A 22,734-nucleotide genomic window follows, 5' to 3' on the forward strand; every position below is an offset into this window, starting at 1 on the left:
TTATGAATTGAATTATAAAACTATTATTTGCCTATACCGCTAATTTATATTTTATCATAGATGATTATTGGCTAAAAATAACAAGTTCAACATTAAAATGCAGGGAACTTCAAGACATAATAAATGAAATACAGTTTAATTTATAAGAAGGCATCAAATGATGAGAAATTTTATACGGCATCCAGTTATCAACAATCCAAAATAAATACTTGCAAATTGCAAATTATAATTATATATTTTTTATAAGCAAAAGAAATTTAGTTAGGGGGATTGGATGATTTTAATCAGGGAGGCGCTTTCAAAGGATATAAGTTCTATTCTAAGCATTTATAACGAAGGCATTGAAGACAGAGTAGCTACTTTAGAAACGGAAACAAAGGATTTATCATACATGCAAGAATGGTTCAACAACCATAAAGGCCGCTTCAAAGTCCTTGTTGCTGAACAAGAGGGGAATATTATCGGTTGGTCATCGCTAAACCAATATAATAACAGGTGTGCATATGCAGGAGTGGCAGATTTGTCTGTCTATATTGCTAGAGAGTACAGGGGAAAAGGCATTGGAAAATTACTACTTACTGCAATTGAGGATTGTGCTAGAGAAAATGATTTTCATAAAATAGTGCTCTTCACGTTTTCTTTTAACCAGTTGGGGCAAGGATTGTATCATAAAAAAGGGTATCGTGAAGTTGGTATATTTAAAAACCAAGGAATACTAGATGGGAAATATGTTGATGTAATGGCAATGGAAAAGTTAATATTATAACCGATAGTTGCAACGAGTTTTTACTGAAGCATATCGTGTATTACAGGAAGGTGGCCGATTGGCAATTTCTGATGTTGTTATGACAGCTTCGTTACCAGAAAAACTACAAGCTGATATTCAGGATGCATCTCAGGAGCATCTTCAATTGATAATCTTGCTGAATTGAAGAAACAGACTGGCTTCAAGAATATATCAATTATTCCAATAGATGAACCCAAAGAGTTTATTAAAGAATGGGCCACAGAACATAATGTGGAAGAGTATGTTGTTTCTGCAATAGTAACTGCAGTTAAGTAAGTTTTGATAATTAAATAAATAGATTACCCTGGCTCGAGTGGAAATGGGGTAACTTTCTGAATTTGCTCGTGTTTTTCTTTTCAGTAGAATTTGAAATCATCAATTGTTTAATGTAATAGAGGTGAAGAATAGTGGAAAATCTACGTGAAATGTTTCAGATCATGACACGACGGTTTGGCTTGTTAGATAAAAATTGTTGCAGTGTTGGGGGTAGGGATATTTCTATCATCCATAGTCATATTCTTTATGAGATCGATAATCAGCATAATCCATCTATGCAGCAAGTTGCAGATGCATTAGGAACGGATATTACTACCTTTAGCCGCCAAGTCCAATCATTAGTTAAAATGAATTTAGTAAAAAAGTCACCACTCCCAGAAGATAAAAGGGTCTATATCCTATCACTTACAACTGAAGGGAAATTGGTTGCGACAACGATTGATCAGCAAATGAATACTTACTTGAATGATGTTTTTTCTCATATGAATGAGTTTGAGAAAGAGACAGTAATTCGGTCCATAAAGTTATTAAATGAGGCTATGGCAAAAACAAGCAATTGTTGCACCATACCAATGAGGTGAAAACCTCATAATAAATACTTGCATATTGCAAATAAACTTCAAAGTAGGATCAAATGAATAGAATTTGGGATGCGATTGTAATTGGTGGAGGCCAGGCTGGTCTTGCTGCGGGATATCATTTGCAACTGGATACCATAGTAATTTCCCGTATTTATTGGAAGTGGGTGCTGAAACCCAATACATGCTGGAGGTGTAAGTACCTCTATACATTGGAATGTATTATGTAGGTTTAGAAGGTCAACGATCGTTTGCTTCTGCAACATTAAGAGGAGTGGGTTCAGATGCACGATATGTTGTTAGAAAACTTTTAGCTTATTTAGAACCTTTTAAATAAAAAGTATCAAAAGAAAAGAGGAGAATGAAATGACAAATTCAAATAATCTATTAGTAAATGTACAAGGATGTTGTGCTCCACAAGAAAGACCCCTTAACTTTAAGACAATAAGTAATAACGCAAAGGATCATCTACCAGTAGCTATTATTGGTGCCGGTCCAATTGGTTTGGCTGCAGCAGCTCATTTAGTTAGTCGTGGGAAGACGTTTATTTTATTAGAAGGTGGCAGTCAAGTAGGTGCAAACATATTAACTTGGGGGCATATCCGATTATTTTCACCATGGCGTTATAACGTTGATAAAGTGGCAAAGAGTCTGCTTGAACAGAATAATTGGACACATCCAGAATTAGAAAAATTGCCAACAGGAAAAGAACTTGTAGAACAATATTTAGAACCGCTTTCAAATCTTAGCGAAATTCAACCATATATAAGATTAAATACAAAGGTAGTATCTATTGGTAAAAAAGATATGGATAAAATGAAATCAATGAGCCGTGAAAATATCCCATTCATCATTCATACAGAATCAAATGGAACGTATAAAACATTTGAGGCAAGAGCTGTAATTGATGCAACAGGAACATGGGGAAATCCAAACCCAGCTGCTTCAAGTGGGGTATGGCTAAATGAGGAGAAATCACTCCATGAACAAGTATTTTACGGTATTCCCAATATATTAGGAAATGAAAAGGAACGTTATGCTAATAAACGAGTTGCAGTTGTTGGCGGGGGACATTCAGCAATTAATACACTATTGGATTTAGTCAAACTTAAGGAGACATATAATAAAACGGAAATTATATGGATAATGAGAAGGCAACGTGTTGAAGATGCGTATGGTGGGGAAGAAAAGGATGCACTAGCTGCACGAGGTGAACTAGGAAGTCGTATCCATAGTTTAGTAGATGAACAGAAGATTAAGGTAGTTACACCTTTTAGAATCCAAGAGGTGCGAAAAGCGAAAGAAGGAATAATGATTAAAGGCAATAAGAATAATGAGGAAAGCCTTCTTAAGGGGATTGAAGAGGTAATTGTAAATACAGGGAGCCGACCAGATTTAACTATTTTAAGGGAAATTAGAATAGCAATTGACTCAGCTACAGAAAGTGTTGAAGCATTAGCTCCGCTTATCGACCCGAATATCCACAGTTGCGGAACCGTTCGGCCACATGGAGAAAAGGAGTTGCGCCAGCCCGAAAAAGATCTATATATTGTTGGTGCGAAAAGCTATGGGCGTGCTCCAACATTTCTTATGGCGACAGGATACGAACAGGTAAGATCAGTTGTAGCCTATCTCAGTGGAGATGTTGAATCCGCAGAAAAAGTGGAATTGGATTTACCTGAAACTGGTGTGTGTAGCGTAAACTTAAACGTGAAAAAATCTGGCTGTGATAATACTACTTCATGTAATTAAATAGATAAATTATCAAGTGATGGGGGAAAATAATATGACCATTAATCATGCGGGAACTCTGGGTAAAGAATACTTTATTTCATATATAAAACTAATTATGAATGCTTGTGGATGTTCTGTGGATGAAGCGAAAGAACAAACATTCAAACGATTGTTTAATTTCAAAGAAGACAGCATGGGAAAAGATACGTACAAGCAATTTTTGAATGCCTGCAAAGAATTACAAAAGTGACCATTATAAAATCTCGATTTTCCAATACATCACAAAGGGAAATTGGGATTTATTTTTTTAGAAGTAAATTACTTCTCTTTAGCAGGCATTTGTCATTTACTTCTACAAATATTGCTTCAATAATTCCTAAATAATTTTCTTATGTAAAAAGTAATTGCACCAAACATATAAGTGATTTATTATATAAGTGAGTTATTATGTGTTTATAATAAAAGGGGAGGTGCTTTTTATGCATCAAACACTTATCGATATTACTAATGCTACAGCCATCCTAAAATTATTGGGTGATAAAACCCGGCTAACAATGGTTAAAATATTAAATTCTCATGATTGTTGTGTTTGTGAATTTGTTGAAATATTTAAAACGAGTCAGCCGGCAATTAGTCAACATTTAAGAAAGTTAAAAGACTTTGGAATCGTGAAAGAAACGAGAAGAGGACAATGGATTATATATTCCTTAAATAAAGAAAGTGAGTATTATCCATTGGTGCAAACTATTCTTCAGTACCTTCCTAATCAGGATTATAATTTAAAAGAACTAGAAAAACAGGGTTTACGTATCTCGTGTGAGTAATAGGGGGTTAACGCATTGACATCAGTCATTTTAGCATCAGTGATTTTTTTGATTACACTTATTTTAGTGATATGGCAACCTAAAGGTTTATCCATTGGTTGGTCTGCTTGTGGAGGAGCGATTCTCGCTTTAATTATCGGAGTTGTTGATTTTAAAGATGTAATCGATGTGACATCTATTGTATGGAATGCAACGTTGGCCTTTATAGCTATCATTATTATTTCATTAATTCTTGATGAAATTGGGTTCTTTGAGTGGGCAGCTCTTCATATGGCAAGAGCAGCTAAAGGAAATGGAGTTCGGATGTTTGTTTATGTTTCTATACTTGGAGCATTGGTGGCAGCATTCTTTGCGAATGATGGTGCAGCACTGATTTTGACTCCTATTGTGTTAGCAATGGTACGAAATCTAAAGTTCAATGAAAAAATGGTGTTTCCATTTATTATCGCAAGTGGTTTTATTGCTGATACTACCTCGCTTCCACTTGTAGTAAGTAACTTAGTAAATATTGTATCAGCAGACTTCTTTGGAATAGGATTTGCTGAGTTTGCTTCTAGAATGATAATCCCTAATTTCTTTTCGTTGGCAGCAAGTATTTTGGTTCTTTTTCTCTATTTCCGTAAAAGCATACCCAAAAATTACGATATGTCACAGTTGAAAAAACCTGTGGAGACCATTCGGGATAAAAAAATGTTTCGATTATCTTGGATCGTGTTAGCGATTCTGCTTGTTGGCTATTTTGCTAGTGAATTTACCGGTATACCGGTATCTATTATCGCCAGCATTGTCGCAATTTTTTTCCTTATCATGGCAAGTAAAAGTCATGCAGTGAATACGCGTACCGTTATTAAAGGTGCACCTTGGGCGATCGTCTTTTTCTCAATTGGTATGTATGTTGTTGTTTACGGATTAAGAAACGTTGGGCTGACTACCATCTTAGCCAACCTGATTCAAGTAACTGCCGACCAAGGATTATTTGTTGCAACAGTAGGAATGGGATTCATCTCAGCTATTCTTTCTTCGATTATGAACAATTTGCCAACTGTCATGATTGATGCTTTGGCAATTGCTGATACAAGTACAACTGGGGTCATTCGTGAGGCTCTTATTTATGCGAATGTTATTGGTTCAGATTTAGGTCCTAAGATTACACCAATTGGTTCCCTAGCAACATTATTATGGCTACATGTTTTATCCCAAAAAGGGGTTAAGATATCATGGGGAACCTACTTCAAAACAGGTATTGTTCTAACCATTCCAACGCTGCTTATTACATTAATCGGACTATATATATGCTTGTTGATTATTCAGTAACTTATTAAGGAGAAATAATAAATGTCTAAAAAAACTATCTATTTTTTATGTACAGGAAACTCTTGCAGAAGCCAAATGGCAGAAGGATGGGCTAAGGAATATTTAGGTAACAATTGGAATGTATTTAGTGCAGGAATTGAAGCGCATGGTTTAAACCTGAATGCAGTTAAAGCAATGAAGGAAGTTGATATTGATATTTCTAATCAAACATCCGACCTAATAGATCCTGAAATATTAAATAATGCTGATTTAGTGGTTACACTCTGTGGGGACGCAGCTGATAAGTGTCCGATTACACCACCTCACGTAAAAAGGGAACACTGGGCCTTTGATGATCCAGCAAAAGCAGATGGCTCAGAAGGAGAAAAATGGGCTTTCTTCCAACGTGTTCGTGATGAAGTCGGCGAAAGAATTAAGCGTTTTGCTGATACTGGAGAATAAAATAAAATAAGAAGAATCGGCCAAGGGAGCAATCCCTTGGTTTTATTTTTTACTTTTGTAGAGTACAACTTACTTTAAAAAACAGTATTATTAAGGAACAGTTAATATACATCAAAAAAAGAGTGTCAACCGTCAGAAACAAAATGAAAAAGAAAGACTAATACTTATCTCATTTTTCTAGTTTACATAATATATATTATAGGAAGTTGCAAGTTGGATAAAGCATTCTGTCTCAATATCTAAGTATACTTAAGATATTGAGACAGAATGAAAATTTGTTTGTTGAGCCCCAATTATATGTAAATAAATAATCTGGACAGTCAACATTTTCTGTCTGTTACTCTGAAACAAATCGCTATTGATAAATAACATCGAATTTGAAGTAATGTTGTATTATTAACTTACTTATTCTATTTATTTATCATTTCCTAAAATTATCCAAAATCATGATAATAATAAACTCAGATTATTATATTGCTTCTGTATAGTTCTGTATAGCCTAGTGAATCTTTGTTCTGGAGAATTCTATGTCTATATACAAAAAAGGATCATCCCTCCATATTATTCGAGGAATCATCCCTTTTTTTACTATCTTCGTTTTGCTTTCTTGCCATTTTTCTTCCATTAATTAATTAATGCATAATTAATGCACTATTTGAATAACCTGTACTAATATTGTCCTTCATCTACATGTGAAGAACGGTAAACTGCCCGCAACCGAATAATGACTTTACATAGTCAATCTTTACATTATCAAAATAAACCTGATCTCTTTCATTTACTAAAAAGCCGATCCCATCCTGCTCAGTGATTTCATCATTTTCTAAAGCCGACTCTTCCAGAGTCAGACGAAGCTGGGGCCCTCCTCAGCCAATGCCCATGGAAAAGCGGATCAGCGGTTTCTTGCCCTGATCAATGACATCTTGCACTTCACTGGCAATGGCTGCAATAGCTGCATGTGTTACTTTGAGCATTTTTGTCCCTCCATTATCCATCATCTTTTAAATTTTAAACAGCATTTCCAGAACATTATAATGCCCCTATAGGTATAGGTTAAAGAATAATATTAACTCTGTCAAAGGTTTTGCTTCCTACTTTTTCACTCCATATTTTCTATTAATTGGTTCATCATCTCTTTATCCATTGGCCCAATTATTTTCTTGCGAACAATCCCTTTAGAATCAATCAGATAACTTGTTGGAATGGTCATGCCTCGATATTGGTCGCCTACATTCCCCTCTTGATCAAGTAAAACAGGAAAAGTTATCTTTCTTTCACTCAGAAATCCCTTTATATTTTCCAGATTTTTCTCAGATGTCGTTAAATTAACGGCAAGTATTTCTACTTCTGTTTGGTTCCTTGATTCATAAAAATCCTGCATATGCGGGATTTCTGCTTTACAAGGCGGGCACCAGGTTGCCCAGAAATTTAAAATAACCTTTGTCCCTTGCAAATCAGACAGTTTTACATCAATCCCATTTAATTTTTTTAATTGAAAATCAGGTGCTTTATTTCCTTCTTGAAGTCCAATTTCTGCTGTCTTTGTGCCTGTTGTATTTATCTTCGGTTTATCCTCATGTAAAAAGAGATTTATTACAAAAGTCCCACTCAAAACAGTAAAAGTAAAAACACCTATAGACTGCAGAATCATAAGGTTTGCTATTTTTAGTTTTCTCGCTTTCAACACGAAATAAATTAACGCACCAAGTAGTCCTAAAATGAATCCTCTCGTTCCACCAGTAAAATACACTAACGACATTGGACTTTCAATAACTAATTTCGGCTCCAGCAGCAGCAGACTGCCTTTCCAAATCAGAAAGCCCCAAAAAATACTGTTTAATGCCATATCAAATACTTGTTTTCCCGTTTCCTTTTTTTGTGAACGCAGCAGCCATAGTTTCAGTAAAACAAATCCGATCACAATGGCAATGCCAAAAATAATCCATTTCATCAAAATAGTAAAAGAACCAATTTGGATAACCTCTATTCCTGTCTCCCCCCTTCTTTTGAGGTTAATGAAATCTGTCGTTTTTTAATGCTAAGCACTCATGCCGCTATAACCGATGACTCCTGCATCTTTCTCCTTAAATAATTCCGGGTCTTGCGTTTCTACTTTACTAAATTCATGACCTTTTCCGGATCAAAACCTACTACCCATTAGCCGTTAATTTCAGTTTGCTGTACACCCATCTGGACAGTAATTGTCACTAATCGTTCAGCAGCAAGCTATCCTTTTGTACATTCACTTCCTTGAATGAAGTCCTTGATCCTTTAAGAAATTCTTCATCATCACACAATATGGACAAGTATTTGTTGTGTAAACTGTAATTTGGTTCACTATAAATGCTCCTCTTCTTAGTAAATGTAAACTCAATTAAAAGCTTTAAAAATTAGGTAAACGACTCCTGCCAGGAGCCATACAATTGTTCCTGGTCAGATTGGCAGCGGTTGTTTAAGCTTTTTTCCATCTCCAGAAACCTTTGTCCGGCTGATTCCTCAAGAACCAGTCGTGGAGCACTCTTTGAGTTGTCTTTCATTATCTGACATCATAAAACCTCCTATTATTGACTTTAAATTACCCATTAGGGTATTAGTGTATTTAAAAATAAAAGAGGCAAATCTCTTCTATCTATTAAAAAGGAATAATATTAATACACCTTCATTTTATACCTATAAGGGTATACAGTCAACAAATCTGTATTTTTTCAATAATGAAAGTACAAATCCTTTCCTTGAGTTTCTTCATGTGTAAATTATCTTCCTAATCACTAGTTAGTCATGCAGACACCTTGATGCTTTGGCACTAACTATAACAATTTCTCTTTACATTGACATCGTGTCATACATTATATTGATAAGAAAGGAGGCGTTAAGATGAAAATCAGTGAGTTATCAGAGTACACAGGTGTCAGTACCCGTTCCATTCGATATTATGAGAAAAAAAATTTAATTAAACCATCAAGAACAAAAAATGGTTATCGGGTTTATGACGAGCAAGATATAAGACGTGTAAAAGCCATTCAATTTTTTCTAGATATCGGGCTTAAAACGGATGAACAAGTACTAACTAAAAATAAAGGTGCCGACGTATTCATCAATGGCACCTTTTATCAACATGCTTAAAATCGTTATTGCAAAAAATAAGATAAACAAATGGGCGTACACCCGTTTTATTAATTGTCTACTATGTTTATAGCTGTACACAGTATATCCATTTGTATCTTATTTTTGTTGAAGCAAAATTGATTTAACAGCATTTTCTATTTCCATATATCCCGTACAGCGACAAATATTAGACTCCAGCCACTTTGTAATTTCTTGATCAGAAGGATTTTCACGCTGGTTTAACAATGAATGGCAGTTCATGATAAAACCTGGTGTACAGTACCCGCATTGAAAAGCAAAGTGATCAACAAATGCCCCTTGTATAGGAGCATTCATACCTTCGATCGTGAGTATTTCCTTATCAATAGCCTCAACAGCTAAAGTCAAACATGATTTTTGGGCTACTCCATTTATATTTACTGTACAAGCACCGCAATCACCATTCAGGCAGCCTGGCTTAGCACCTGTAAGACCTAATTGATAACGAAGAACATCCAAAAGAATATCAGCATAACGAAAGGTAACTGTCTTCTCTTCCCCATTTACTAAAAGTATCGTTCTTACGCTTAAGGAATCAGCCATGATTAGGTTCCTCTCCTTCTAATTGGTAAAACACGTCCCTAAGTGTGTTTTTTAATACAAACAATCGATAGCGAAATGTTCCTTCCGAATCATCTAATGGCGGTACATTTAAAGCATCGAGAGCATGATCAATTCTTATATCTAAGGAGTGTCCACTATTATTAAGAATCTCCTCCATTTGTTGAGAACGAAAAGGAAAGGTGGTTAATCCGCTTATGGCAATTCGAATGATCCCATCTACTTTTAGTGCAGCAACTGTAATAAGAGGATAGCCAGTATTCCATTGTCTTCTTTTTTTGATCGTGAAAAATGGTTGATGAAGGTAATTTTGATCGGTTACCAATTGAACTAGAAATTCACCATTCTCTAATTGAAGCTTCTGATGAAAGATTTGATTGATTGAAACAGTTTTATTTCCTTTCCTTCCTGCAATCACCATTTGACTATCTGTTAAAAGAAAAGGCAAAACAGCTTCTCGATAAAAAATTTGACCGCAAACATTTCCACCCACTGTGATTTTATTTCTAGCGGTTCGATCAGCAATTTCACTAACTGTTTTACTTAATAATGGAAAGAGATTAACTTCTTCGATATTCGTTAAGGTATTAGCAGCTCCTGTGATCAATAGCCTCTGTTGAATCTTGAGCACCTGGCAGTCAGGAATATTTTTTATGTCTATGACGGCTCCAGTCTTCACTACATTTAATCTACCAAGAGTAATTATTTCCGTTCCCCCGGAATAATAAATGGGATTTTTTCCTTTGCTGTGTAAATCCTCGAATAATTGGACAGCTTCCATGATTGAGGATGGACGATAATATTCAAAATCATTGGAACTCAAAGCAACACCTCCTTATACAAATTCTCCTTCCCGTATTTCCTGCCTAAGCCATTTCTGAGTTGACACACCTGAAAGAACCCTTCATGCTTTTTGTGCTAGATAAAAAAGAGCCCCATATGTTTTTATTGTTTATATCATAGCCCCTTTACTTCGCCATATTAATTCAGGAGTCAGCGGTAATTCATTCAACTCCACGCCTGCTGCCTTACTTAAACAATTCGCAAGGGCAGCTGGTATTCCTAGCAATCCATGTTCTCCTACACCTCTGGCACCATATGGCGAATCGATTTGCGGGGTAGTGACAAAATCAACTTGATAATTGGGGTGTTCACCATAATGAATCGGCCGATAGGTTCGCAGCTGTGGGTTCAATACTCTTCCCAGATCATCAAAAACGAATGTTTCTCGTCCTGCAAATGCCAGCCCCATACTCATCGCCCCCATGACCTGGCCGCGTGCTGTCATATGATTTAATACGGTTCCTATATCAACCACTGTTACAGCTTTCATCAATTGATAGGTAAAGTCCCTATTGTCATACTCCACTTCAACCGCGTGGGCAGCAACCGTCCATTCTGGTCCAGGCTGCCCTGCTCCTGTTTCCGGGTCTAAAGAGGTCATTCGTCTTAATATATAATTTCCCCTTCCAATGATTTGGCCACCAATCGAATGGCCATTTGGAAATTTATAGCCATAAACGACCTCTTTCAAATCTAATCCGATTTTTGGATCATCCCTTAAAAATACCCGTTCATAAGCTACCTCCAAATCTTCAGTTGATACTCTGAGAACACAGGCCGCGATTTTTTTAATCTGTCGAATTACATCATCCGCCGCTTCCATCAAGGCTCTGCCAGCCATAAAGGTACCGCGGCTCGCTACTGTCTTCCAATGTTCGGGTGTTGTTTGTGATTGAATTTTCATTTTTACATGAACTTTGTCTATGCCAATTTTTAAGCGTTGAGCAAGCATTTGGGCTAAAATTGTCTTTGTCCCTGTACCGATTTCTACCACGCCTGAAATTAGATTCACACTGCCGTCGGGATTAAATGTTAGGATTACACCTGAACTCGCATCTGGATCAATGGTAGAGGTTTTCCAGCTGCAGGCAATTCCTTTTACTCTTATTCTTCTATCATCAATTTTATGAATTTGTCCCTCTCCCCAGTTGATGATCTCCTTCAACCGTTTGATACAGGCAGGTAAGTTGCCTACATTGCTCTTGTTGAGAAGCACTTGTGTCGGTGTTTGATCCCCGGGGAGAATGGCATTCTTTTTCCTTAACTCAAGCGGATCCATTCCCAATTTATTTGCCAGCATATCCATCGTCCGTTCAAAGGCAAATAATACCTCAGAATGTCCAAATCCCCGAAAAGGAGATCCATAAGGATGATTTGTATAGACACAAAGAGAATCACACCAAATATGTTCAATATTGTACGGACCTGTACAATCAACCCCACCTGCGCGACTAACGTCAATGGATTTATCTGAATACGCTCCACCATCGAACAAATACAAGATTTCAGCTGCCATGATCTTTCCATCCGCAGTACATCCGAGTTTCACTTTTGCCTCAAGTCCAACATGGCAAGGGGCTGTCAGTATATCCTCCTCTCTTGTATAAACAATTTTAACCCGTCTTCCTTTGACAGCTCTTGTTGCAAGGTATGCCAGAATTTCCCATTGTACAGGTGCCTTTCCTCCGTACCCCCCTCCAACAAAAGGTGTTTCTACTACAATCTTTCCAATGTCGATTTGAAAATAAGTACTTAGTAATTTTTTGACCATGAATGGGGCTTGTGAAGATGTTGTGATATGAATAAACCCTTCAGAATCTACTTCAGCTGTTGCGGTTCTTGTTTCCATCGCAGCATGATCTGAAGGTGAAAAATTGAATGAACCCTCTACTACTACATCGCATCCCTGCCAGCCTGTCTCTCTATTACCTTTGCGAATTTTCGTTACATGGGGAATGTTGGAATGAGGTATTGGATAAGCAGTACCTAATTTTTGATATGAAACTAAGTTTTCATGAAGAAGTGGTGCATCTACTTTTAGGGCTTCTGATGGGGAATTAATAACTGGTAGAAGTTCATACTGGACCTGAATCAGATCACTAGCTTTTTTTGCAATGACATAGGTATCCGCAACAACAAGAGCAACGGGCTCACCATGGTAACGAACCTTGTCAACAGCAAGTGGCGGCCGATCTCTTATTTCCTCACCTGTAAGTGGTAAATCGTGACTCCCTAAGAGAATGGCCCTGACTCCTGAAATTTTTTCAGATTCTGACACATCAATGGAAATAATTTTCGCATGGGCATAAGGGCTTGTAACTAGTTTTACATGCAGAGTATGACCTCCCAATTCATCACCCGTATACTTTGCTCTCCCAGTAACTTTTTCAAAAGCATCTTTCCGAATGATGCTTTTTCCAATAATATTCACTTATTCACCCCCAATTTAGTTCCTCTAACAATGTATGATTCGTACAATGTTTTAATTATTAGTTATTCGTTTAAAAATTTGGAACGAAGTTTCCTTCTAAAATAAAAAATAGCTCGATGAATTTTGAGCTGTTTTTTATTTTGTTTACATGGTTTTCATCATTAAAAAGGAGTCATGGGCAATTTAGGCAATTTTGAATAAGATAATGCAGGGGTGACTTCCTTTGAATAAAACACGTGTTGAAAAAGAAATACAGCTCATTGCAACTCTACAGCGAGACATAAACTTGGCATTAGTATTTTTATTATTATCTGGACAGCTTACAGTCAAAGGGCTCTTTATAACTTCAGGTGGGTTTAGTCTTACTTTAAGTGGACCTATCATTGGAGGTTTTCGAATAGAAGGAAAGCCGTGGGCTCCTGCAGCCAATACAATTATAGATCTCATCGATGTAATCATTTCCATCCTATTAATCATTGATGCAATCCGCCTGACAGGTGTCTTAGTCGGTCCAGGAAGGATTTCCTTGACTGTGAGCGGTCCAATTTTTGGAGTTCCCTTAAACGAACCGTCACCTCTAATAGCAATAGAAACTTTGCAATATTATCATCAAATGATATCTACACACTTTGATCTTGATCCAAGACTTTTTAGGAATCTAGAAAGGAAATGACAAACATGGCATTAAATAAGTTACCATCAATAAGTATATCCGAAAATAATATTTTTTTTATTGCAGTAGGCATTGCTGCATTTATTTTTTTCTTTACTCGCGAAGAGAGACGTGGTTAAAACCTTTTAGTTTCCAAGATGATTCGCAAAAAATAGAGTGTGGCTCAATAAATAACTATCTTGAGCCACACTCTATTTCAATTAATAGATTCATCTATTACCTTGCGAATCGATGATTTCCAATTGTTATTGTCACATCACGCGAAAGGATCCATTTACTCGTGGAGGTTTTTGGATTATAAAAATACAATGAGCCTCTTCCCTGACCTCTAAATGCTAAGGCTTCTTCCACAGCTTTCCTTGAAGCGGCATCTGCTTGATGATTAATTTCTCCATTTTGAACAGGCGTAAATGCATAATGGCCGCTTACCTTTTGATAGATTACTTCCCTTACTGTATTTGGGAAAAGTGAACTGTCAATTCTGTTTAAAATGACTGTAGCAACTGCCACTTTTCCTGCGTAGGGCTCTCCCTTAGCTTCAGCAGATACAAGACGTGCCATTAGTTCCTTATCTGCTATTGATATAGCTGTATTTGGGATAATTAGTTTCTCACCGGTTATCAGTAAATCACTAGATTTGTTATTAGCCTTCTTTAAGCTGGCCACAGAAACCCCATATTGGCTCGCAATGGTCCAATAAGTTTCGCCTTTATGTACTTGGTGAATATTTGTTGCTGCATCTGATTGTGAACTAAAACTAAACAGTGAAATTGCTAGAGCTGGTACAATCAAAAGTTTTTTAATCTTATTCATCTTATAAGCCTCCTGATTTTCTTAAAAATGATATACTAGTAGGCTAACAGATGTAATAATATTATTCATTCACCAAAATTTGCTAATTTTTTAAATATCCCTGTGTTTCCCAAGAATACTATTATTGCTTTAGTTAAGGGTAAATATGGTAATGGTTCACTTTTTAAAAAAACTACCTTAACATACTATTATTGGTTTTTATGTAACAGAGATTTCGAACATGTTACAACGTAATTTGGATAATTTAAATAAAAGATTGCTAGTTTTTTTACTCTTTTTCCCCGCTACAATCACCCAATATTTTCACGATATCATCTTCTAACTTGCTAGGTTCTGTTGTCGGTGAATAGCGGTCAACCACGAAACCGTTTGAATCTACCAAAAACTTTGTGAAATTCCACTTAATATTTTTTAATAGAATTCCATTTTTTTGTTCCTTTAAATAAGTATATAAAGGCAGTTCATTTTCTCCATTTACATCAATTTTAGCGAATATAGGAAACGTAACTCCGTAATTAAGTTGGCAAAACTGCAGCGTTTCTTCAATATGGTCAAACTCTTGATTATTGAATTGATCACAAGGAAAGCCTAAAATTTCAAAGCCTTGTTCTTTATATTTTTCATATAGCTTCTGAAGTCCTTCAAACTGAGGAGTAAATCCGCATTTGCTTGCTGTATTCACAATGAGCAGCGTTTTACCTTCATAATCTCTCAATGATTTTTCTTTGCCGTCAGCCATTTTCACATGAAAATCATATACAGTTTTCAAGAAAAGTCCTCCTACCATCCACGTTTTTTGATATACCTATGTGTGTTTATCCATTGCAGCTCTATTGAAAACTATAAGAATATTTATGGTTATTTTCCAACAATATAATGTAATTCAACAAATTGATTAAAGGTTCTGGTGCCTTTGAGATAAAGATCTAAATGATAATTGCTTTCTTTAAATAAAGGAATACCCTCTCCGATTATCTTTGGTGCGATTGTCAAAATTAGTTCATCAACTAAATTTTCCTTTAAAAATGTATGTAATAAATCTCCGCCGCCAACTATCCAAATATTTTTCCCGTCTTCTTTTTTTAAGTTGTTTGTAAACGTAACAATGTCTTCATTTATGAACTTCACATGATCTGTATCGTCATTTCTTGTCCTAGAAAAAACGAAACACGATTTATCTTTATATGGAAATTGGCCTTTTTCATGCTTCATAATCCAATCATATGTTCTTTTTCCTATTAAAATGGTGTCAATCGTTTCAAAAAATTCCGTATACCCATTATCCCCTTCACCTTCAACTTTAAATAACCAGTCTAAAGAGTCATCTTTTGTTGCGATAAACCCATCTAAACTTTGAGCTATAAACAATACTAGCTTTCTTTGGTTCTTCATATTATCACTCCTATTTTTTTATCATAAGAACATATGTTCCTGCGATTATAACAAAGTAATTATTTTTATGATAATGACTTGGCTATTGTTTCAATTGCTCTTCTAGCTCTTCAGCTTCTTCAAAAAAATATGAATACAGTTTAATGAATCCTCTTTTTTAAATCTTTTATATGAGGAGCTTCTTCGATGTACTATAATACATTCCACAAAAAGCTTATTAATCCTTTTAGATCTTATTCATTAATTTTTGCCGCATTTCTCCCTACGTTACCCTCATACTGAATGTATAAACGAAGATATTAAATATTAAAACGATACCATCCCCCCACACAGTTTCCAATTATTTTGGATAGGCAGCATCCCTTTCGATTTTTTCCCGGATCTTCCGAATATGAACAGTCACTGTTGACACATCACCTGCTGAATCTGCACCCCTGACTCTTTCAAATAATTATTCCTTGCTTAAAACTTGATTAGGGTGCATGACAAAGAATACTAATAAATCAAACTCCTTGGTTGTAAATAATACATACTCATTATTTATATGAACTTTTCGGGCCACTTTATCAATGGACATTCCATGGACATGAATGGTAGATGTCACATCTCCTCCTGCTAACCGCTCATAGTTATATGGGCTTTAACTCTTGCCACAAGTTCACTTGGACTAAAAGGCTTTGTAATATAATCATCTGCTCCTAATCCAAGGACTCCAATTTTATCAATATCCTCCTTTTTAGCAGATACAAAAAGGATAGGGATGTTTTTAACAGCCCGTATTTTTTGACAAATTTCAAACCCGCTTATACCCGGAAGTATGATGTCTAAAATAATTAAATCGTAAGTAGCCCAAACTTCTCCTTCGTGCTCAATAATAATTTTTTTAACAATGGCTAAACCTAAGCCGCTTCCACCCGTTTGAGAGTTCCTCGACTGCTCTGCACGGTAAAATCGATTAAATATAAAAGGCAAGCTCTAAAACAGAAAGACCCCATTGAATGGAGTCTTTCTGTTTTTAGAGCTATTTAAAAATAATTTCGAGTTTATTCATTCACATATTGCTATTCTTATTTAGATTCAAGAGTACCTGAAACAACAGTTCCTTTAAACATGGTAGCCACTCGGTTAGATCTTCTAGCGACCGCTTCAGCAGAACACGATGCTTCAACGAAAACAAAACTCGCTTCATCTCCAGCTTTTGGCCAAACTTGATCTCCATTTTGATTTAGAGGTGTTTTTCCACCGGTAATAAAATAGAGTGTTTGTGCTAATGACCGTTCATCTGTCCATCCAGAAATTTCTGCTAAGCGGCCTGCACGTTCTAGTATATCTCCATTTCCAAATGGGGACCATACATCCAAAATATTATCACACCCAACTGCAACAGATACTCCTTTCCGATGTAATAAGCCTACTGGCGGAAATTTCCTCCCTAAAGGGACACTCGTAATAATAGTGATTCCTGCATCAGCCAATCGTTCTGCCATGTCCTCCGCTTGATATTGAGCTATATCGCCGAGTCCAAATGCATGACTAATTGATACTTTTCCTTGGAGGCCAGCATCCTTTGTAAGCTTAGCCAGCCTTTTCATCGTAAAGATGCCTAAATAGTCTGCATCATGTAAATGCAAATCTATTCCCACGTCACCTTCCAATGCTAGAGCGACCATTTCTTGAAGAGAGGCTTCAATATCCCCATCAACTGTAGCTGGATCTACTCCGCCCACAAAGCTGACTCCTTGGTGCAGGGCTTCTCTTACTAATTCTTTGGCATTTGATCGTAATAACCCATGTTGCGGGAATGCAACAATTTCATATGATAACTGACCATTAAAAGTTTGAAGTGCTTTTTGAACCTCTTCTAAATTCTTTAATCCCACTTCAGGATAAATATCAACATGTGTCCGTACATGAGTAACTCCTGCTTTTAAATAAACATCGAGTAATTTCTCTGCCCGTTCTTGTGTAGTTGTTCCCAGTGCAGGAAGCGTAGCCTTCTCGATTTGAAGGCGCTCAAAAATACTTTTAACTGGTGTAACCGAACGCCATCTATCTCCTAGTAAAGTTTTATCTAAATGACAATGTTTTTCGATAAACGATGGAAGAACCAACAAGTGGTTTGCATCTTTTTTCGGCAAATTGTCTGTAATAGCCTCGTAAGCTGCAATAATTTTCTCAATTTTCCCATCCGTAATTAAAAGATGGCAGGATTCTGTATCTGTTCCTGTTATCACGTCATTTTCTATACGGTATCCGCTCTCTAATTGTGCATTTATTAACCAAAAAGATGATTTCATCTCCCAGCAATCCTTTCTTTCCAATAATTATAATGAGCCGGAAACTACATTCCCTTTAAAGAATACTGCGACTCTCCTAGCTCTTCTTGCAACTGCTTCAGCTGAACAACTCGCGTCAACGATAACAAAATCAGCATCATCTCCTACTTTCGGCCAACCTTGCTCTCCCTCGTTATTTAAAGGAACTATGCCTCCAGTAATAAACCTTAATGCTTGTCCTAACGAACGTTCATCACTCAAGCCAAAACGTTCTGCTAACGTACCTGCTTTTTCTAAACTGTCTCCTTTTCCAAATGGGGACCAGTGATCGGTTATACTATCATCACCTAATGAAATCTCTACTCCTTTTTCCTGTAAGAGAGGAATCGGTATCGTTCTTCTAATAGGAACAGAGGATGTAATGGAAATCCCATTATAAGCTAGCAATTCTGCAACTTCGACTGCTTCTTGATGAGAGACATCAGCCAATGCTAACGCATGGCTGATCGTTACCCTTCCTTGCCAACCCGCTTCCTCAGTTAAGGATGCCAATCTCTTAAACGTAAATATTCCCAGATGGCCTGGATCATGAATATGGAGATCAATGTTGGCATTTGCCTCAACTGCAAGTTCCATTACCGTTTGTAATGATTTTTCAATATTTTCATCTATGGATGCTGGGTCAACACCACCTACTAGGGAGGCGCCATTTTGCAATGCCTCTCGAATAAGTGAAGCAGATTGACTTCGTAACAAGCCATGTTGCGGGAAAGCAACAATTTCGATGGAAGCTTTATTTTTGTATGCCTCTATGGCCCGTAAAGTAGCTTCAAGATTTTTTAAGCCGATAAAGGGATCAATATTACAATGGGTACGTATATGGGTAGAGCCCGCATGCAAGAGTAAATCTATTAATTTTTTTGCCCTTTCCTCAGCGACAGGCAATAACCGCGGAAGCAGTTCCTCCTCTTCTTCTAACCTTGTCAGTATCCCCTTAGTTGGAACAGTTGGTGCTTTCCAAGGTCCGCCATAATATGTTTTGTCAATATGGATGTGCATATCTCTAAAGGATGGAAGCATTAAATACTGATTTGCATCCCATCTAGGTAAATGGGTTTCTAACTGCTTGTCAGCTGAAACAATTTCATGTACTTTTCCATCTTGAATTCTCACATGGAAAATTTCTGTTTTTGTTCCTGTGATGGTACCGTTTTCATAGTAGTAATCAACTTCTAATCTGAGATTAGTTAACCAGTATTCTTCTATATTTATCACTTTCGATTGCCCTCCTTTAATAGTTACTTCCATGGTTAAGCAGGATTTCTTCTATTTCTCTGAATCCACGATTTTGAGCATGCTTTAGCGGTGTAATCCCATCTTTATCCGCTATAGAAATATCCGCTCCATAGTCAACTAACAATTGAACGATTTTTTGATGTTCCTTTCCCCCGTCGCCTAAAATAATCGCTTCTAATAAGGCTGTCCAATGCAAATCATTGAGATGATTTACATCTATATCTGTGTGAGTGAGAAGTTGTTTAACAACCTCGACATGTCCTCGTTCAGATGCTGGAATGAGAGCAGTTCCTCCAAATCGATTGGTAAGTGAAGGATCAGCGCCTGCCTCAATCGCAAGTTTGACAATTTCAGACATTCCTTCAGCACCTGCGTATAAAAGTACGTTATTCAGGTTATTATCACGAATATTAACGTCTGCTCCCATTTGAATGAGAGTTCGAACCATTTCTACTTTATTACTATAAGTTGCTGCCATGACGGCTGTTCTTCCATTGCTATCCGTCACATTAATGTCTACACCTTCATCAAGTAGCTTCAACACTCTCTCAATGTCCCCCTTTTCAGCTGATAAAATGATTTGTTGGTGTGAATTCAACGTGTTCATCTCCATTTCATCTGAGTATATTTCTATTGATTTCTGGAGTGGATCCTCGTATGGCTGACATGCAGGAAGCACAAAACAAATGAAGACCAAAAATATTCGATATTTCACCATTTCTTTTCCCTCCGATACAATTATGCTAACATTTGGTTAACTATATGAAAAATATTAAAAAAATTATTTTCACTAATCTTTTTCATATAATAAAAAGGAGTGTTTTAAATAAATGGACATAAGACAGCTGCGATATTTTATAGCAATCGTTGAGGAAGGGCAAATCTCTGCTGCTGCAGAAAGACTTCATATGTCACAACCCCCGTTGAGCCAACAATTGAAAACATTAGAAGACGAACTTGGGACGAAACTAGTAGAAAGAAGCGGAAAATATTTTCAAGTAACAAACGCAGGAAAAATCTTATATAAATATGCTTTGCAAATGACCCAATTAATGGTAGAGGCAAAAATTGAAGTGAAAGAAGTTGGATACGGGGGTGGGCCGTTAGCCATAGGCGTTAATACGTTTTCTGTAGCCAAGTTATCCGAAATCCTTCAAGAGATTCAAGAAAAATATCCGAAAGTTACATATAAAATTCTTCAAAATGAATCCTTTCACCTCTGCCAATTAGTAAGAAATAGGTCGATAGAATTGGCATTCATTCGATTGCCACTTAATGTGGATGATTTTTCAGTCCTTCACCTTTATACAGAACCGTTTTATTTTGTCACATCCAACAAATATAAAATAATCGATAAAAAAGCCACGCTTGAAAGAATTCACGAATATCCACTTATTTTACCAAGCACGGAAGGATTAGGTGTACATTATTTGATTTTCGAGGCATTTTCCCGACTTCATTTAAAGCCTAATATCATTGGAGAGTGTTCAGATATTGCACTTTTGCTCGATCTAATCTCAGCCGATTTTGGCACATCTATTGTTCCAGAAACTGTACTTTTACGCCATAAAGGATACCCTATAAATACATATAAAATTGCAAGTACAAACTTATCTTCCCCAGTAGGATTAATATGGTTAAAAAATCATTCCTTATCTAAGGCCGCACAAAACTTTGTTGATTTATTCAAAGAAAAGGGGACTTACACATAAACATAGAAAGAAGCAGGCACACGCAGTACCTGCTTCTTTCTCATTCACTATTTTGTGTATTATTAAAAAATATTTCTGCGTCTTTTTTTTTCAAATTTGTTTCTTTCTTATTTTTTCCCATTTTCCCATCAGATTCATAGCTTAGATTAAAGGATTTTTCCCTTTTCTTTTCCAATTTAAAATCACTCCCTTTGCCACTAGCTTGTTTCCGTTTACAAACCTTATACCATTTTTTCTTAAAAAGTTCGATATACAAAAAAACACAGGGATTCACTCCTGTGTCTAACTAAAGAACAGTTATGTGCTTATAAGCTGCATTGTTTCATTTAAATATTGGCGAGGAGTTTCATAATAGATGATCTTATTATAGTCTTTATAATTCGATTGGAAATGAATATATATCGGTGAATCCAACAGCCAAGGATAGTTAGAGAAAAACGTCCGATCCCCATAAATCATAGCTGCTAATGCATATCTTGCCTCCCGTTGAAAAATCAAGAAGCGAATTTGAGCATATTTTTCATCATATGATTCATCACTAATAAAGATCTTTCCACTAAGAACGTATTGACCCATTTGCGGTATCCATTCAGCAAGCACCTCATCACGGTATTCTGCTTGTATAATGTTGAAGTCATGATGATAGCCTATGGATAAACATGATTCTCCTGTTGTTTTCGATTGTGACCAAGTATATTTTCGACGATCTACTGGTCGAAATTCAGTAGCTGGAGGCAAATATAGGACATTCATTCTCATCGGATCCCAGTTGCTCATTCTATGCGACCCCCTTTTATTTCAGCTCCATTTCTAATAGTCTATGAAGACCATCTTCAAAACGTGATTAATGCCCATTTTCCTATCATTTTCCTTCCATAACTTTTGTGTCCTTTACGATCCATTTCCCGTTCTCATATACCCATGTAGATTCTACATTCGCTATCCAGTCTGTGTGGAAAGCACCACTAATTGCTTGAATTCCCACTAATCCATGTTTTTTACCATCCATAAGTACTGGCTTTAAAACAGAAAATGTATCCACCATTAACTCTGTAGGTTCACTGAGTTTTCCATTTATAAACAGGCCACTTTTCTCATATTCAGATCCTCTATTCCTCAAATCAAAGGTAACTGATTTCCCTGTTTCCTGTATCATTATGGAGGCTTTATAGCCATTATGGAATTGACCATTGATCACAAGCGGATCAGGAACTGTCAAATCTTTGAGCTGAAAATCTTTTAATGTAAACAAGTAATCATTCGTTATTCCACCGCTATCACCTGTCCCCACGCTCACGTAAATATCTTTTACGGCATCATGGTTTAAATCAACAAATTGAACATGCGGATTATAACCGCCATCTAATTCAGCTTTGTATTCTTTCCCATTTGATGCTGAAATGTGCAGTTTAATCTCCTTTAAAAATTGCTCACCTTCCTCATATGGAATCCCTTTTATTTCAATTAAGTCTTCTTTTCCATCTCCAGTTATATCGCCGTATTCTTTAGAAATTGAAATCCATTTATTATTATTTTCACCTGCATATACCCCAGTGATCGAAAGAGTCATAAAGAAAAAAGCTGCAAGCGCTAAAATCATTTCTTTTCTCATTCAAAATACCTCCTTATTCTTAATTAT

At 36.4% G+C, this 22,734-nt stretch carries 24 protein-coding genes and 3 pseudogenes; 11 read left to right on the top strand and 16 right to left on the bottom strand.

What is annotated here, in order from left to right; all coding sequences use genetic code 11:
* Positions 1 to 274 precede the first annotated feature (274 nt).
* The 8 genes from RUH74_RS10570 (at position 275) to arsC (ending at position 5,954) form a co-directional block, all read left to right on the top strand.
* Entirely contained in the window at positions 275 to 766 is a 492-nt protein-coding gene (locus RUH74_RS10570; RefSeq protein ID WP_313800269.1) for an arsinothricin resistance N-acetyltransferase ArsN1 family A, read from the top strand.
* A gap of 428 nt (positions 767 to 1,194) precedes the next feature.
* A complete protein-coding gene (locus RUH74_RS10575; protein ID WP_313800270.1) occupies positions 1,195 to 1,644 on the top strand; it encodes a MarR family winged helix-turn-helix transcriptional regulator in 450 nt (149 codons plus the stop codon).
* 53 nt (positions 1,645 to 1,697) lie between these two features.
* On the top strand, positions 1,698 to 1,871 hold the full coding sequence (locus RUH74_RS10580) for a hypothetical protein (protein WP_313800271.1): 174 nt from the start codon (positions 1,698 to 1,700) through the stop codon (positions 1,869 to 1,871).
* Positions 1,872 to 2,007: 136 nt separating this feature from the next.
* Positions 2,008 to 3,393, top strand: coding sequence for an NAD(P)-binding domain-containing protein (locus tag RUH74_RS10585; RefSeq protein ID WP_313800272.1), 1,386 nt, complete (start codon positions 2,008 to 2,010; stop codon positions 3,391 to 3,393).
* Positions 3,394 to 3,427: 34 nt separating this feature from the next.
* Positions 3,428 to 3,625 carry a hypothetical protein gene (locus RUH74_RS10590; protein WP_313800273.1) on the top strand — a complete coding sequence of 66 codons (198 nt, stop codon included), beginning with the start codon at positions 3,428 to 3,430 and terminating at the stop codon, positions 3,623 to 3,625.
* A 229-nt stretch (positions 3,626 to 3,854) separates the two neighbouring features.
* Positions 3,855 to 4,199, top strand: a complete 345-nt coding sequence (locus RUH74_RS10595; protein WP_313800274.1) for an ArsR/SmtB family transcription factor — start codon at positions 3,855 to 3,857, stop codon at positions 4,197 to 4,199.
* Positions 4,200 to 4,214: 15 nt separating this feature from the next.
* The gene (locus RUH74_RS10600) at positions 4,215 to 5,513 is read left to right on the top strand and encodes an arsenic transporter (protein WP_313800275.1); all 1,299 of its coding nucleotides are present in this window, start codon (positions 4,215 to 4,217) and stop codon (positions 5,511 to 5,513) included.
* A gap of 21 nt (positions 5,514 to 5,534) precedes the next feature.
* A complete protein-coding gene (gene arsC / locus RUH74_RS10605) occupies positions 5,535 to 5,954 on the top strand; it encodes an arsenate reductase (thioredoxin) (protein ID WP_313800276.1) in 420 nt (139 codons plus the stop codon).
* 1,099 nt (positions 5,955 to 7,053) lie between these two features.
* Here the strand turns inward: arsC and RUH74_RS10610 are convergent.
* Both RUH74_RS10610 and RUH74_RS10615 read right to left on the bottom strand, forming a co-directional pair.
* Entirely contained in the window at positions 7,054 to 7,905 is an 852-nt protein-coding gene (locus tag RUH74_RS10610) for a redoxin domain-containing protein (protein ID WP_313800347.1), read from the bottom strand.
* A gap of 206 nt (positions 7,906 to 8,111) precedes the next feature.
* Positions 8,112 to 8,292: pseudogene (locus RUH74_RS10615) on the bottom strand (glutaredoxin family protein).
* A gap of 536 nt (positions 8,293 to 8,828) precedes the next feature.
* On the opposite strand from RUH74_RS10615, the gene RUH74_RS10620 reads away from it, so the two are divergent.
* The gene (locus RUH74_RS10620; RefSeq protein ID WP_313800277.1) at positions 8,829 to 9,077 is read left to right on the top strand and encodes a MerR family transcriptional regulator; all 249 of its coding nucleotides are present in this window, start codon (positions 8,829 to 8,831) and stop codon (positions 9,075 to 9,077) included.
* Between the two features lie 99 nt (positions 9,078 to 9,176).
* Here the strand turns inward: RUH74_RS10620 and RUH74_RS10625 are convergent, their stop codons facing one another.
* From RUH74_RS10625 to RUH74_RS10635, 3 genes are all read right to left on the bottom strand, one after another.
* Positions 9,177 to 9,641 carry a (2Fe-2S)-binding protein gene (locus RUH74_RS10625; RefSeq protein ID WP_313800278.1) on the bottom strand — a complete coding sequence of 155 codons (465 nt, stop codon included), beginning with the start codon at positions 9,639 to 9,641 and terminating at the stop codon, positions 9,177 to 9,179.
* Positions 9,634 to 10,482, bottom strand: a complete 849-nt coding sequence (locus RUH74_RS10630; protein WP_313800279.1) for an FAD binding domain-containing protein — start codon at positions 10,480 to 10,482, stop codon at positions 9,634 to 9,636. Before RUH74_RS10630 ends, RUH74_RS10625 begins: the two co-directional genes overlap by 8 nt.
* Before the next feature lie 129 nt (positions 10,483 to 10,611).
* Complete coding sequence (locus RUH74_RS10635; protein ID WP_313800280.1) at positions 10,612 to 12,933, bottom strand: xanthine dehydrogenase family protein molybdopterin-binding subunit; 2,322 nt, start codon at positions 12,931 to 12,933, stop codon at positions 10,612 to 10,614.
* A gap of 223 nt (positions 12,934 to 13,156) precedes the next feature.
* On the opposite strand from RUH74_RS10635, the gene RUH74_RS10640 reads away from it, so the two are divergent.
* A complete protein-coding gene (locus tag RUH74_RS10640; protein ID WP_313800281.1) occupies positions 13,157 to 13,606 on the top strand; it encodes a hypothetical protein in 450 nt (149 codons plus the stop codon).
* A gap of 216 nt (positions 13,607 to 13,822) precedes the next feature.
* On the opposite strand, the gene RUH74_RS10645 is transcribed toward RUH74_RS10640, so the two are convergent.
* From RUH74_RS10645 to RUH74_RS10680, 8 genes and pseudogenes are all read right to left on the bottom strand, one after another.
* A complete protein-coding gene (locus RUH74_RS10645; RefSeq protein ID WP_313800282.1) occupies positions 13,823 to 14,419 on the bottom strand; it encodes a cell wall hydrolase in 597 nt (198 codons plus the stop codon).
* A gap of 268 nt (positions 14,420 to 14,687) precedes the next feature.
* Positions 14,688 to 15,188: a glutathione peroxidase gene (locus RUH74_RS10650; protein ID WP_313800283.1), complete on the bottom strand. Its 501-nt coding sequence runs from the start codon at positions 15,186 to 15,188 to the stop codon at positions 14,688 to 14,690.
* Between the two features lie 89 nt (positions 15,189 to 15,277).
* A complete protein-coding gene (locus RUH74_RS10655) occupies positions 15,278 to 15,811 on the bottom strand; it encodes a dihydrofolate reductase family protein (RefSeq protein ID WP_313800284.1) in 534 nt (177 codons plus the stop codon).
* Positions 15,812 to 16,151: 340 nt separating this feature from the next.
* A pseudogene (locus RUH74_RS10660) lies at positions 16,152 to 16,693 on the bottom strand (response regulator transcription factor); the annotation flags it as partial.
* An 18-nt stretch (positions 16,694 to 16,711) separates the two neighbouring features.
* Positions 16,712 to 16,783, bottom strand: a pseudogene (locus RUH74_RS24160) (hypothetical protein); the annotation flags it as partial.
* A 95-nt stretch (positions 16,784 to 16,878) separates the two neighbouring features.
* Positions 16,879 to 18,108: an amidohydrolase gene (locus RUH74_RS10670; protein ID WP_313800285.1), complete on the bottom strand. Its 1,230-nt coding sequence runs from the start codon at positions 18,106 to 18,108 to the stop codon at positions 16,879 to 16,881.
* Between the two features lie 27 nt (positions 18,109 to 18,135).
* Positions 18,136 to 19,353, bottom strand: a complete 1,218-nt coding sequence (locus RUH74_RS10675) for an amidohydrolase (protein ID WP_313800348.1) — start codon at positions 19,351 to 19,353, stop codon at positions 18,136 to 18,138.
* Between the two features lie 25 nt (positions 19,354 to 19,378).
* Positions 19,379 to 19,996, bottom strand: coding sequence for an ankyrin repeat domain-containing protein (locus RUH74_RS10680; protein WP_396229994.1), 618 nt, complete (start codon positions 19,994 to 19,996; stop codon positions 19,379 to 19,381).
* Positions 19,997 to 20,213: 217 nt separating this feature from the next.
* On the opposite strand from RUH74_RS10680, the gene RUH74_RS10685 reads away from it, so the two are divergent.
* The gene (locus RUH74_RS10685) at positions 20,214 to 21,095 is read left to right on the top strand and encodes a LysR family transcriptional regulator (RefSeq protein ID WP_313800286.1); all 882 of its coding nucleotides are present in this window, start codon (positions 20,214 to 20,216) and stop codon (positions 21,093 to 21,095) included.
* Between the two features lie 40 nt (positions 21,096 to 21,135).
* Here the strand turns inward: RUH74_RS10685 and RUH74_RS10690 are convergent, their stop codons facing one another.
* The 3 genes from RUH74_RS10690 to RUH74_RS10700 all read right to left on the bottom strand — a co-directional run bounded on the left by RUH74_RS10690 (position 21,136) and on the right by RUH74_RS10700 (position 22,707).
* A complete protein-coding gene (locus tag RUH74_RS10690; RefSeq protein WP_313800287.1) occupies positions 21,136 to 21,270 on the bottom strand; it encodes a hypothetical protein in 135 nt (44 codons plus the stop codon).
* Positions 21,271 to 21,392: 122 nt separating this feature from the next.
* Positions 21,393 to 21,872 (bottom strand): staygreen family protein, encoded by a 480-nt coding sequence (locus RUH74_RS10695; RefSeq protein ID WP_313800288.1) that lies wholly within the window; start codon positions 21,870 to 21,872, stop codon positions 21,393 to 21,395.
* A gap of 85 nt (positions 21,873 to 21,957) precedes the next feature.
* Complete coding sequence (locus RUH74_RS10700) at positions 21,958 to 22,707, bottom strand: hypothetical protein (RefSeq protein ID WP_313800289.1); 750 nt, start codon at positions 22,705 to 22,707, stop codon at positions 21,958 to 21,960.
* Positions 22,708 to 22,734 lie beyond the last annotated feature (27 nt).

Source organism: Cytobacillus sp. (assembly GCF_032154635.1).
Taxonomy (GTDB): Bacteria; Bacillota; Bacilli; order Bacillales; family Cytobacillaceae; genus Cytobacillus.